Raw genomic sequence first — 12,675 nt, 5'->3', positions numbered from 1 at the left:
AAGTTCGGCCTCGGTGATAGCCCAATCGTGCCACAAGAGAATGGCGATCATGCAAGCCGCATTCAGGGCAACAGCGCAGCCAAACGCTGCGACCCAAAGGAGTGCGATCCACGCAATCCCAGATCGGCCAACGCGTCGAGCCCGTCGAAAGATGGCGACGCTAAGGAACATCAGGACGAACAAACCAATGGGCATAGGCCGCACGACGGGGTTGTGTACGACACGGTGTCGTACTTAACGGGGGGCGATACTCTATGTTTGAAGGCTCGCGTTTGATTACCCCGATTCTATTTCATTGTTGCAGGCAAGGTATTGTGGGTTGTTAATAAGTTCAGTGTGTAGGAATTGACATCGCGAAGCATCGCTTCATTGATCAATCAAGCAAAGGTGAATTTACAGGAAGATGAGGGACAGGAGAATGGTCCGCCCCAAAATCCAGCATCTTCATCTTTCTGTCACCCATTTTCTTGTTTTCTCCTGACCGTGTGATAAAGCAATACTCGGCGAAGCATTACAACGGTGTACGGCGATGCATCGAGCTGCACTTCCCATTAGCGCTTCGTAGTGTCATACGACGTCGCCCCTGGTTGAAGCGAAAGGCGTTGGCGGCATGGATGCCGCAACTCAGCGGCCATGCGTTGTTGTGCGGTGGTGGGACTTGATTAGTCGTCGGGTGAGCGTTCTGGGGCATCAACCGATTGCGTGACAACACCAACGATATCGTACACGGTTGATCCGTCGGACGAGAACAACGCTTGTTTACATGCGGGGCAGTTAAAGTTAGGACGCTCGTCGCGGACACCATAGCCGCAAGCAACAACGCGAATTACGGCATCGCAATGCAAACAGGTGTCGAGTGTGTGAGACATCCGGACTGAATCCTGCTGGCATAGGCCGCACGACGGAGTTATGTACGACGCGGTGTCGTACTTGACAGAGGGCGAGGCTCCACGTTTGGAGGCTCGCGTTTGATTACCCCGATTTTAATCCGTTTTGATTTGGCAAGGTATTGTTCGTTGCTGTTTGCACTGTCGTGCTCACTTGCGTTTTACGGCTGACTGCTGATCAAGCCGTTTGTGTTTGGATGAATGATCGCAATCGGCTTGGAAAGCCGAGCGACAATGGGGTGATGCCGGGGCTCCGGTCACGCCCCTCGATTCTTAGGACTCGAGCCGCATTCCGCCGGCGCTTTGCACAAAGACGACTCGCGGCAATCCGCCCGCTAATTTCTCGGTGCGGTAGAAGAACGCTTCTTCGTCGCCGATGTTGGGCGGTTGCATGCCCAAAAAGACCATCGCGGCATTGCGGCTGGTCGTTTGGATCGCCAACTCGGGATCCTTCGAGACGACGACCTTGGTGACGCCGGGGATTCGGGCTGCTTTTAATAATCCATCGAGGTGGTTTCGCACCTCGTCGATCCCCGCTTCGTTATCGACCACGCGCAACAGTCGCAGTTCACGGCCACGCCAATCTTCGTTCTGCAAAAGCAGGTGAGCCAACAGGACCATCAATTCGCCATTGGCTCGTCCTCGCCACCAAACATCGACGGTGCCGCTCGGAGGCCGCCAATCGTCGCTAGGTTCGTCGGTGCGGCGGAGCACCACGGTGCTGCGTGAGAGTCCTTTTAGATTGCGTAGCAATCCACCAAAGACCTTCATGCGGTCAGCCGATAACGGGCAGCCCAACAAGACGACATTGGGTCGCAGTCGCCCGAGTCCTTGGCATTGCACCAGGGCTTCGACGCCGGTCACGTAGTCGCTACTGACCACCACGGCGGGAAATGCGTTCAATCCATGTTCGCCGATCATCGCGTGCAACATTCTTTCCTGCGAGATGCGACGTCGATGACGATCGTCCAATTCGCCCTGAATGACTTGCCCGAGCGTTAGGATGCCGGTGCGTGATGTCAGCCAATGACCAAAAACAACCAGATGCGGCCGAGAGAAACCGGTGCCGCTGAGGGCTAATACAAACGGTCGCCAATTTTTGGGGTGGTAAAGTTCGCCTTCGAGTTTTAGCAAATTTTTGCGGGTCCGCTCGAACAGCAAACCGCTGGTGACGTTGCCAAAATCGGCGGCAAGATCAATCTTTGACAGGTACCAATGGAGTGCCGCGAAAAGCGAAATGGCGACAAATGCCCACTGCCAATCGATCAATAACATCACGACCCCGCAGCCGATCGCACCCGCTAACGAAGTTGTCCAGTGGCAAAATTTGAAGCGAGGACGGTAGCTAGGGTTCTTGGTGATCGATTCATAAAAAGTCGCCAGATTCAGCAGCCCATAGGTCACAAGGAATGCCATCGTGATCAAAGGCGCAATCGTGTTGAGATCGGCAAGCAGAATGCCGGCTTGCGAAATCAAAAACGTCACTAAAATAGCGCGGCGGGGTTCCGAGTTGACGCCCGAACCGACACCCAATGGTTGGATCCAGCGAAACAAACGGTCGCGAGCTAATGACTGCAAAATCCGTGGCGCTCCCATCATGCTGCCCAGCGCCGACGAGATGGTCGCGGCGAACACGCCTGCGGCGATCAAGGCGGGTAAGACCGCAATATCCGAGAGCACCAAGTTGTTGGTGACCAAGGTTTCGCGGTCACGACATCCGCCGATCAAAATCGCTTCGGAAAGGTAGATCAGCCCAGTGACAAACACGGCCGCGAGCGTTCCCAGGGGGATCGAACGAGCCGGATTGCGTAGGTCGCCCGACATGTTCGCTCCGGCCATGATTCCGGTCACTGCGGGAAAGAACAATGCGAACACGGTCCAAAACGACTCGCCACCGCTGAACCCCATCCCTTTGTTCTGCAGAAAGATGGCGGTATCGAACTGCGTCCAAGCACCGGCATAGAAAGAAAACAAGGCAAACAGGACCGCCGCAAGAATCAGAAACTGCAGCTTCATCGTCCACGCCGCACCGATGGCGACACAAGCAAACACGGCGACGTTGGTCAGCGATGCAACGAGTGTTGACGACGTGCCCTCGGGCAAATAGCCGACCAAGGCTTCGGTGAACCCGATCACATACATGGCCACCGATAACGCTTGAGCGGCGAAGAAGACGAGGCCAATTGCCCCGCCAAACTCGGCTCCCAAACTGCGGCTGATCAGAAAGTACGCGCCGCCGCCTTCGACTTTGGTGTTGGTGGCAATCGCCGACAACGATAGCGTGGTCAACAGCGTGATCGCGTTACTGAACAACACGATCAAGATCGTGCCAATGATCCCCGCTTGGCCAACAACAAAGCCAAATCGCAGAAACATGATGACACCAAGGATCGTCAGCATGCAGGGCGTAAAGACCCCAGCGATGGTTCCGAATCGATGGCCACTTTGTTGTTTGGTTGTGGCGCTGCTAAGGGATGCGGAACTCATCAAGGTTTGCCGTCTTGGCGAAGAGATGATCTAGTGAATGTCTAAAACGCAACGCTGTGAAATGTTTTTTGGTTGAAGGGTTTGTGCATTTTTACCGTAGCGGAAGTCGTCAAGACTTTTGATCCACGTCGTGTATCCCCGAAATTCTTGACGGTTTGCCGCGACGAGATGCTTCACAGCGTTGGCCAAAACGGCTAACTAAATCAGCAGACTTCAATGTCTACGAGGCGTCGCGTGGTTTGAATTTAAAGTTAGAACTTTTCGAAAAGAACTCAATCGGGTTGTCGTAAACTACTTTTTTGATCAACGATTCGCGGTGACCGCGACGACGTAATTCGAAAATCAAATCGGGAACGGCGGTCGGTTTACTCGGCCCCCAATCCCCCGCCGAATTCACCAGCAAACGTTCGCCTCCGGTCATTTCAATCATGTCCGCAGCGCGTTCGGGGGTGCATTTGGTGACGGGGTACAGCGTCATGCCAGCCCAGAAACCTCGGTCAAGCACTTCGGCAATCGTATGTTCTTCGACATGGTCAACGAGAACGCGAGTGCGATCGAGCCGTTGGTCGTCCGACAACATATCAAGGATCATCCGGGTCCCTTGGAACTTATCTTCCAAATGGGGTGTGTGAATCAAGATCGATTGATTGTGTTTGATCGCCAATTCGAGATGTTCTAGGAAAACGATCGATTCATTGCGAGTGTTTTTGTTTAGCCCGATCTCGCCGATCCCCAACACGTTTGGGGCGTCGAGGAATTCAGGGATCATCGCGATCACATCGCGCGAGAGCGAAACGTTCTCGGCTTCTTTGGCGTTGATGCAGAGCCAAGTGAAATGTTGGATTCCATAGGCGGCGGCGCGTTTCGGTTCGGTTTCGGTCAGTTGGCGAAAGTAATCGCGGAACCCGTCCACGCTGCCTCGGTCGTAGCCCGCCCAGAAGGCTGGCTCGCTCATCGCCACGCATCCCATCCGCGCCAGCGTCGCGTAGTCGTCGGTGGTCCGAGACACCATATGAATGTGGGGGTCGATGTAGTCCATGGCAAATTAGCTCGAGATCAAAAATGGAAAGAGGCAGACAGGATGTGATAGGAGTCAGTCTCGCTCGCGTTAGCGGGCGGAGGTGACTGATGCGTTGTTAGATCGCCGGGCAGACGATTGAAAGTGAACTTCGACAGGGCAGCGATCGATGATACGAAATGGATCAGCCCATTAGTCGACTTTTAATTCAGACCGCCAAGCGGGAGAATATTTACGCGAAAACAGCAATTGGACTCGTTCAGCGCGATCGGGCTCTTCGCTCAACAGCAACCGGATCGCATCGTGAATCTTATCACGCCGAATGCTGATGTCTTCGTCCAATGGCGTGCCGTCTTGCAGCGACCGATCGACGCGATCGAGAACCGCGGCAATCTCGAGAATCTTCGCTCGGACATCCAAAAAGGATTCCTCGAGGACAATGTTTGCGGGACGTTGATTCATTGGATTAACAAAAAGGTGGTAGGTTCGTTGTCGATACCCAAGCGGGTGGTTTTTGATCGAGCCAGGTGCCGCCCGAATCGATGCTCACGTGCCGCACGCCGCTCTGCGGCGGAAAAAGTGGCGTGACGAAATCTCTCGTGGCAAATGCTTCCCCGACGCGGGGCTCCGTGACTCAGCATGATTATAGAGCATACGCCGCGAGAATCGAAACCGACATAACGCGGCCCCAAAGCGTCGCATGCGCGGGTTGTCTCACCCCACAAATAGGTGCCAATTGGCTCGGTTGTGTGGTTTGTGCGGTTTGCAGTGTCGATTCACGTTGGCTGAGCGACACATTTTCTGCGGGTCAGCCAATTTTGTGGTCTGCATCAAGCTACGGTTACCTGACGACATGATGGTGAATGTCCTTCTTGGCACGTCGGATTGATATCGAGACCCTCAACATTGTCATTTGAAGAATGCAAGGTCCCTCCCTCACGTTCGCAACGCTCGCAGAATCCCGCAATGCAGCTGCGGTCGATTTGCTCTTGATCGCGCTCGAGGACACCAGCGAATCGGTGCGATCCTATGCGGTCGAATCGTTGTTGCAGCGTGTTGAGCCGCATTGCGCCGAAGCGGTGCTATCGCGATGGGACATTTTTCCCTCGGATTTGTTTGGTCAACTTCGCAAGCGAAAGAGTTGGATTACGCCAGCGGTTCAAAAATCGCTGCAACTGCAAGATGACAGCCTCGCTCATGCGATCAACGCTTCGGTGATGATCGGATTGTACCCGTTGTTGGTGGATTTGATTCCGATTGCCGAGTCGCATTCCAGTGAAGAGATGCGTGATGCGGCAACCGAGGCGATTTTGCAGCTGGCACATGAACTTGGGCACGAAGCACGGGCCAATCGAGACAAGCCGTCAATTCGCACTCCCGTGGTCGCGGCGCTTGCCGAGTCGGTCCGCCGAATTCATCGACATAAAAACGAGCGACTGATCGATGCCTTTTTGGTGAATTCCACTTGGGCCGATGCTGAATTACGGCAATTTACAGCATCCAGCTCCGAATTTTGCAAAATGATCGGCAACCGATTGTTGACCACCCAGCGTGCAGGCATGGTCGAGTTGTTGGCGGGGTTCATTTGTCGCCGCAGTGTGCCATCGTTTCTGCTCGAAATCTTGGCGAGCCGCACGGACGATGTGTTCCGTGATTCGCTATTGCGTGCGATTGGCGAAGAACCCTCGGCCACGGTGCTCAAGAATCTGCACGATCTCGGGATGCCCAAGTGTTGCGCGGATGACGACTCGCTGATGGACGCGATCAGTGCGAATCATCGTGCTGCGGCGATTCACGTATACAGTCAATCCGGTGGCGATCCGTTGGTCAATCTGCGGACGATCGTCGCAGCCATCCATCGTGACGGTCACGGCTGCATTCCCGCCGCCGTCGCGGGGATGATGAAATGCCCTGTGCCCGATTTCGAAATCTGGCATCAAGCGGCGCTGTTGATCGCAAAGGGCAATCAGGAAGCAATTGCCGCGGATCCCGTCGCCTTGCTGCTTCATCATTTGATTCAATTGCTCGATCATTCAGACGCTTCGCTGGTGCGTTCGGTTCGTCGTATCCTCAACCCGCTGCATGCGGACGCCATGCTGAACCGATTGTCAGACATGCCCGAGAAACATCGTCGCGCCCTCGGTCGAGTGGTGATGACGATCGACACCGAAGCGATCGCTCGGATTCGCGACGGACTCCGGCATCCTGTCCTCAACAAACGGCTCGATGCGATCGCCGCAGCTGACGCGTTAGCTGCCGTCGATCTGCTAAGCGATTCGTTCGAGCGAATCTCGCGTGAAGATCACCAGGAAGCTCGTGTGCTTGCATGCCAAGTGATGTCACGAGCCGAAAGCAACAGCACCATGTCGCTGCTTAAAGAGATGTCCGCATTGCCGCCGTGTCCTGTCAGTGATGCTGCAATCAAGGCGATCCGATATCGAGAAGCCATGAAAACTTTCTAAATCCAACCGCGATTCGCTCGTCGTTATTGAACATCTGCTAACACCCGCATCCTTTCACACTGCATATTGATTTTCGGACATGGTCAATTTAACGTCCTACCTGTTGTTCGCAGAAACCCGGATGAGTGACGTCAATCTGGATTACAAAGAAGCGGCTGCCGCCACAGGCGATTCGTCGCAGTGGATCTTGATCGCCGCTGCGATCGTGGTGGGTTCGTCGCTGGCCGCTTACTTGATCCGGCGTCGTATCCTCAATAACGCTCATTCGTCGGCGTCGCTGTTTGGCGATCTTTGTCATGCCCACCGAATCAATGGCAAAGGCTGTAAGTTATTACAAGCGATTGCCGATGAAGCGTCGTTGCAGCAGCCTGCGATGTTGTTTTTGGCCGATCATCATTTCGATTCGGCGTTGGCAACGGCCAAGCAGACCATGACACTGAAACCCGACCAATTGGCCACGATCGCGATGGTTCGTCGGCGTATGTTTTCGTCGTAAACGAAGACGGTTTGGCTATTTTGTTTTGCGATGCTGGGTGATCAACGCGTGCATGATGTCGCTACGTCGAACCACACCGGCTAATTCGTGCGGTTCGGCTCGAGCGACAACCGGGATACAATCGTCGGTTTCGGCTTCGAACAGTTCGAAAGCTCGCTGCGCAGGTTCGTCGGGGTAGAGAAACGAATCGGTCTCGCTCGCCAAATCTTCGGCCCGAATCAGCGTCGTGGCGTTTTCGTCAAACATCACGTTGCTGAGCAGCGGATAGCGGATGACGCCGACCACGCGTTTTCGCTCATCGACCACCGGATAGGTGTTGTCGTGGCTGTGTTCGATATGCGAGATGACTTCGTCAAAGCTCGCGGATTGCACAATGCCGTTGGTTTTTCGTAACAGGTCGGCGACTTTGACCCGGTTGGCGACGGTGCGTTCGGTGGCGTCTTGGTGAATCGCGGCGCGAAAACGGTCGACGACCGCGCGAACTTGCTCGAGCGGCGTGCGGTTGGTGTGGCTGATCGCTTGAGCCAACGGGACCTCGCCGGTTCGCAACAACGACTTGCGAATGAACAGCGGCCCGATGATTTCGAACACCACCACCGAGCCGAGGATGATGTCTTGAATCGGTTTACCCAATTCGGGATCACGGTTTGCGGCGATCGTCGATAATGCAATCGCGGCACCGGCTTGGGCAAACAAACACGTTCCCAGCCAATGACGCACTTCGAGCGGTTGACGCGTCAAGCGCGCAGCACCGTAAACGCCTAACCATTTCCCGGCCATGCGAAGAACGATGTAGAGTGCTCCGATCCCGCCGGCGGCGATGAACGCGTTGGCGTCCAAGTGCGTTCCATGCACGGCAAAGAATACCACCGCCAATAAACCGGACAAATGGTCCAATTCGCCGACGATCTTGTTCTTCATGTCCGATGTGTTGGCGACCGTGACTCCCATCACCAGGAACGTCACCATGTAAGGCAGGTGCAGTGATTCGCAAGCACCCAATAGAAAAGTCGTTGTCGCCATCAGCAACACCAACCATCGGCTGAACTTTAGCAATCCACATCCGTAGCTGATAATCAAGCCGCCCGCGATGCCCAGGACAAACGCGGTCCCCAGATTCGAAAACAGCCACTGCAGTTCGCTGGTCATGCTGATGTCCAATTTGCCTTGGAACAGATGGATCAACAGAAAGGCAAATTCGAACAAAACGATGCAAGCGAAATTATTGACCGCAACTAGGAACCCCGTGCTTTCGGTGACGGGACCCTCCGAGCGAAATTCTTTCAAAACCAAAATGGTTGTCGCTGGTGCTGTGGCGACAGCCAAGCATCCCAGCAAGATTGCGGTACTGCTGCCGTAGCCAAACAATTTCAGCCCGAGCGTGACCAATCCGCAGGTCAATAGGATTTCCGCTGCGGATAACGGCAAGCAATGAGCTGCGATTCGCCGCACCTTGGAAAACGTAAATTCGCAGCCCAGGTTAAACAGCACGATCGCCATCGCAAACTCGAGCACCGGTTCGAGTCCGTCGACATGGATTTCGGGGATCCAATCCAAAACGCTGGGGCCAACCAACAGGCCGACAAGCAGGTAGGCGGTGACTTTGGGCAGATGAAACACATCGGCGAACACGCCGGCGGCCAGACTGACGCCCAGCAACAGTCCTAGCGTGCTCGTGATGTGCAAATGGAAATCACCCATGAACTAACCCGATCCAATCTCGCTGGTGCAACCCCAGCGGGAATCAACAGTCCGTTCCGGCTTGAGGGCAATCTTGCTGCGATTCCGTTGACGCGCTATTCGGCCGCGTCGTCGCTTGATTCGCCTTCTGGATCCGTTTCGGTTTCGGGTTCTCCGAGTGTGTCAGCCAACAGTTTGTCAAGGCGTTGCCCCCGAGCACTCAGCGAGATCACCTTGCCTTCGCCGTTGACAAGAATTGCGGTAGGGATTCCCGAGACGCCGTAATGAACCGCCATCGGATGTTGCCATCCTTTGCTTTCGGGTTCAAAGTTGACCAGATTGACCCACGGAATCTCTTCCTTTTCGACATACGACTCGAAGGCCTCTTGAGTGCTGTCCATGTTGATTCCGACAATCGCGAAGCCGGCATCGCCATATTTCTCGAGATTCTTTTTCATGTTGGGGACTTCGGCGCGACAAGGTCCACACCAACTGGCCCAGTAGTCGACGAGCACCACTTTGCCGCGATAGGCACTCCAATCGAACGTTTCGCCGTCGGCCGTGGTGCCACTGAGTTCAAAGAAATTGCCGGGCAATCGCAAACGACGCGCAGCGCCCGCGGCCCGTGGTGCTGCTTCACGCAACTTGTCGTCCTCGGCGTCGTTTAAACGCGAGGCAAGATCGTCGTAGAACGATGCTGCCAATTCGGTGTTCTCGCCGTAACCAAGAGCATAGGCGAGTTGCGACGCCATGCGGTAGTTGGTTTGGTCGATCCCACCTTCGTCGATGATCGCCAACACCTTGTCAACGAGTTCACGCTTCTTTTCGTCCGATGCAGTGCGGACCGATTGGATTTCTTGCTTGAGTTGTTCCGCAGCAGCGATTCGCTGAATCTGTTCGCGTGGATCGTTGGCGAGTTCTTCGATGTAATTATTGAATTGTTCACGCGCCGGAGGTGAAAATCGCGATAACATTTGCTGCGCCGCCAATGCTTCGTTGATCGCTTTGAGTTCATCTTCGAGCGAGAGGTCTTCGATCTCGCGAATTTTCTCGGTGGTATCAAACACGCCTTGCATCGATCGCATCACGGTTTCCAGTGTGCGACCACGTTCGCTTTTGACTTTCTCGATGAATGCAAACAACTCTTCGGCGGATCCATCAGGGACTTCGATCGGTTTGGTTTCGTCTTCGGTCTCTTTCTCGGCCTCGTCCTCGGCTACGTTTTCGGTTTTGCTCGTTTCACCGGCGGCATCGGTTTTATCGTCGGCGTAACACGACGTGCTGGTGATAGGAATCGCAAGCAGCGAAGCGACGAGCATGAATCGACACGTCGTCCGGAACGCCAGCGAGTTGCGCCAAGATGCGTTATCCAGAACGGGATGCATTTTGTTGGGTGACCACAGTGCCATGGTAATTCTTCTGTGATAAAAGGTACGGGAATCGAAGTTGCCCCCGATCACTTCACCCGCAACGGTTGCGGGGTATTTGCGGATGTTATTTATACACCCTCACAGCGAGGGAATGACGCTATCGAACGCTGCAGGAGCGCATTTTTGACCGATTTGCGCGGTCATTTCGGGTCATCGGCGAAATCGCGAAGCGGTGAAATTCGCACCCCATTTTCGTCGACCAAGAGGACCCCAATCAGTTTTTCGTCTCGGCTGGCCAGGATCGCCGCTCCATGCCAAACCTCGCGGCTGAACCTTGCGTCACTGCAATTCCATTGGTTCTCGTCGAAGGTGAGTTGTTCAGCCCCTATCATCTCGATTGTCAGTGCCGACTCGCCATTGCCGGATCGCCGGCTGACGGCAAAGCAATCTTCGGGAGTCCGCGGAATCCGCATGCGGTCCTCGGAAACCGTCTGTTTCGGTGGTAATTCGTTTGCAGCGATCGACACCACCCAAACCCCCGCTGCGGATTGCGGCAATGTTGGCGTCGGTAGCGTCACAGGCGACTTGCCCGCTTGGTATGTCAGCTGAAACGAATCTTCGATTGCGTTTTCTTTGGCGGCGATTAAATCCGTCGGGACAAGGATGCCAGCGGTTTGCCCATCGATTGGTATCGCCAAACCGGCGGCGTGCTCGGAATATGTCCGAGTGATCCCGAAATAGCTCTGTCTCCACGTCGCAACGACCTCTCCGACCGGAGGCGGTGAATGCGCAAGTAGATTCAGCGGTACAGCCGATTCGAGCCACGTGTCGTCACGTCTCCGGTGCAGCGTAAAGACATCGCCGGGGCGGACGTCGTCGGCTGACGCGATGGGGCCGGGGGTGATAAAGGCGACACCGCCTCGTGCGATGGTCGTCAATGATTCGGCCGAAAACTCGAATCCAGTCACGTCGAGTCCCATCTGCACACCGCTGGTTACCCAGAACTTTGAATTGCGAGAAAGCAATCGAACGTGCCGCTGGTCCACTCGTACGCGAATGTCCACATGCATCGCATCTGCCGAAAGACTGCTCGACAAAACCTGGCCCACGTCGATTCCTCGCCATGTGAGTGGCGATCCCAGATGAATCCCCCAGCGATCGTCGCCACGCAAAACCAACTCGATTCCGCCCCGTCCCAAATCATCCGGTGGTCTCGAGTGTAACCCCGTAAATTCAAATTGCTTTTCCGCGGGATGACCGGGGATGACCGCGATGTATTTTGCCCCCACGGCGGTTTCCAGTCCGCTTACGCCCGTGATTGCCACTTCGGGCCGGACAATCCAAAATCGAGAGCCTTCGCACGCGACCATCGACGATGCTTGATCCAAAACCGCCGTGACATCGATCCCTTTAAGATCTTGGCGAAGCGAGACGTTTTCAACCACTCCGATTTGGATCCCACGATGACGAATGGCGTCCCCCGGTTTCAAACCGTGGCCATCATCAAAATGCACGACAATTTGGACTCCGGCAGTATCCGACGAGTACCAGGTCAAGCCGATCGCGATCACCAAGCACAGCAGGGTCACGAGCCACATCGGCGAATGACGCCGCAGCCAATTCGGCTTCGATTTGGCGATTTCCGCGACTGGAAAATCGGAAACATGGTTGTCGCGGTCACTCATCCCGTTTCTTCCCAAATCGAGTGGGGGTCAAACGACAACGACGCGATCATGCTCATTGCGACGCACAACGTAAACGCGATCACCGCCGGGCCAAATTGAAAGTGGACGAGATTGCCAAGCTTCACCATCATCACGAGAAACGCCAACAACATCACATCCATCATGCTCCACTTGCCAACGTGTTTCATCAATCGCAAGGTGAATGCTTTGTGTCGCCGCTGCAGCACCTCGAGCCAACTAAGTTCCACCAACAACACGATTTTGGCCAGTGGAAAAAGAATCGAAAACAGCAGCACCACGCCGCCGACAAAGTAGTTGCCGTGATGGAATAAATCCAGAATGCCGCTCAGGATGCTCTGTTCGTTGCGTTGGCCCAATCGTTCAATCTCGAGGATCGGTAGCAGCACCGCAGGCCAAAACAGGATAAACGCGGCAACCGAGGCGGCTGCCGTTCGGCTGGCGCTGCGATGCGAAGGCGAGCTGTCGGCGAGGATCGAACTGCAACGCGTGCATTTTGCACGGTCGCCTGATTGCAGCGGAGGCAATTGATGGATCAATCCGCAACAATGACAAGCTCGATACTGCATCCG

General features: G+C 54.9%; 10 protein-coding genes. 2 read left to right on the top strand and 8 right to left on the bottom strand.

All coding sequences use genetic code 11. The features are described from left to right. Positions 1–662: 662 nt before the first annotated feature. From ABEA92_RS12080 to ABEA92_RS12065, 4 genes are all read right to left on the bottom strand, one after another. The gene (locus ABEA92_RS12080) at positions 663–869 is read right to left on the bottom strand and encodes a hypothetical protein (protein ID WP_345684088.1); all 207 of its coding nucleotides are present in this window, start codon (positions 867–869) and stop codon (positions 663–665) included. Between the two features lie 291 nt (positions 870–1,160). Beyond that, positions 1,161–3,374 carry an APC family permease gene (locus ABEA92_RS12075; RefSeq protein WP_345684087.1) on the bottom strand — a complete coding sequence of 738 codons (2,214 nt, stop codon included), beginning with the start codon at positions 3,372–3,374 and terminating at the stop codon, positions 1,161–1,163. 220 nt (positions 3,375–3,594) lie between these two features. Next, positions 3,595–4,413 (bottom strand): TatD family hydrolase, encoded by an 819-nt coding sequence (locus ABEA92_RS12070; RefSeq protein WP_345684086.1) that lies wholly within the window; start codon positions 4,411–4,413, stop codon positions 3,595–3,597. A 171-nt stretch (positions 4,414–4,584) separates the two neighbouring features. Beyond that, complete coding sequence (locus ABEA92_RS12065) at positions 4,585–4,854, bottom strand: hypothetical protein (RefSeq protein ID WP_345684085.1); 270 nt, start codon at positions 4,852–4,854, stop codon at positions 4,585–4,587. Between the two features lie 458 nt (positions 4,855–5,312). Between ABEA92_RS12065 and ABEA92_RS12060 the strand changes: the two genes are divergently transcribed. Together ABEA92_RS12060 and ABEA92_RS12055 are read left to right on the top strand one after the other, a co-directional pair. Beyond that, complete coding sequence (locus ABEA92_RS12060) at positions 5,313–6,854, top strand: hypothetical protein (protein ID WP_345684084.1); 1,542 nt, start codon at positions 5,313–5,315, stop codon at positions 6,852–6,854. Between the two features lie 79 nt (positions 6,855–6,933). After that, positions 6,934–7,350 (top strand): LPXTG cell wall anchor domain-containing protein, encoded by a 417-nt coding sequence (locus ABEA92_RS12055; protein WP_345684083.1) that lies wholly within the window; start codon positions 6,934–6,936, stop codon positions 7,348–7,350. Between the two features lie 15 nt (positions 7,351–7,365). Here ABEA92_RS12055 and ABEA92_RS12050 read toward each other — a convergent pair whose 3' ends face one another. From ABEA92_RS12050 to ABEA92_RS12035, 4 genes are all read right to left on the bottom strand, one after another. Further along, positions 7,366–9,051: a cation:proton antiporter domain-containing protein gene (locus ABEA92_RS12050; protein WP_345684082.1), complete on the bottom strand. Its 1,686-nt coding sequence runs from the start codon at positions 9,049–9,051 to the stop codon at positions 7,366–7,368. Between the two features lie 95 nt (positions 9,052–9,146). Further along, entirely contained in the window at positions 9,147–10,439 is a 1,293-nt protein-coding gene (locus ABEA92_RS12045; RefSeq protein WP_345684081.1) for a TlpA family protein disulfide reductase, read from the bottom strand. A gap of 161 nt (positions 10,440–10,600) precedes the next feature. Continuing rightward, positions 10,601–12,085 carry an MlaD family protein gene (locus ABEA92_RS12040; RefSeq protein WP_345684080.1) on the bottom strand — a complete coding sequence of 495 codons (1,485 nt, stop codon included), beginning with the start codon at positions 12,083–12,085 and terminating at the stop codon, positions 10,601–10,603. Continuing rightward, positions 12,082–12,672, bottom strand: coding sequence for a paraquat-inducible protein A (locus ABEA92_RS12035; protein ID WP_345684079.1), 591 nt, complete (start codon positions 12,670–12,672; stop codon positions 12,082–12,084). Before ABEA92_RS12035 ends, ABEA92_RS12040 begins: the two co-directional genes overlap by 4 nt. Between the last annotated feature and the right edge of the window lie 3 nt (positions 12,673–12,675).

Origin of the sequence: Novipirellula caenicola (assembly GCF_039545035.1) — a bacterium.
Taxonomy (GTDB): Bacteria; Planctomycetota; Planctomycetia; order Pirellulales; family Pirellulaceae; genus Novipirellula; species Novipirellula caenicola.
The sequence above is the reverse complement of the archived record's forward strand: the minus strand, read 5'-3'. Positions and strand labels throughout refer to the sequence as shown.

What these genes read in the sequence shown, in the direction of transcription:
- ABEA92_RS12065 (WP_345684085.1), bottom strand. Translation starts at nt 4,854, where the DNA reads ATGAATCAACGTCCCGCAAACATTGTCCTCGAGGAATCCTTTTTGGAT.
- ABEA92_RS12045 (WP_345684081.1), bottom strand. Translation starts at nt 10,439, where the DNA reads ATGGCACTGTGGTCACCCAACAAAATGCATCCCGTTCTGGATAACGCA.
- ABEA92_RS12055 (WP_345684083.1), top strand. Translation starts at nt 6,934, where the DNA reads ATGGTCAATTTAACGTCCTACCTGTTGTTCGCAGAAACCCGGATGAGT.
- ABEA92_RS12080 (WP_345684088.1), bottom strand. Translation starts at nt 869, where the DNA reads ATGTCTCACACACTCGACACCTGTTTGCATTGCGATGCCGTAATTCGC.
- ABEA92_RS12040 (WP_345684080.1), bottom strand. Translation starts at nt 12,085, where the DNA reads ATGAGTGACCGCGACAACCATGTTTCCGATTTTCCAGTCGCGGAAATC.
- ABEA92_RS12070 (WP_345684086.1), bottom strand. Translation starts at nt 4,413, where the DNA reads ATGGACTACATCGACCCCCACATTCATATGGTGTCTCGGACCACCGAC.
- ABEA92_RS12050 (WP_345684082.1), bottom strand. Translation starts at nt 9,051, where the DNA reads ATGGGTGATTTCCATTTGCACATCACGAGCACGCTAGGACTGTTGCTG.
- ABEA92_RS12060 (WP_345684084.1), top strand. Translation starts at nt 5,313, where the DNA reads ATGCAAGGTCCCTCCCTCACGTTCGCAACGCTCGCAGAATCCCGCAAT.
- ABEA92_RS12075 (WP_345684087.1), bottom strand. Translation starts at nt 3,374, where the DNA reads ATGAGTTCCGCATCCCTTAGCAGCGCCACAACCAAACAACAAAGTGGC.
- ABEA92_RS12035 (WP_345684079.1), bottom strand. Translation starts at nt 12,672, where the DNA reads ATGCAGTATCGAGCTTGTCATTGTTGCGGATTGATCCATCAATTGCCT.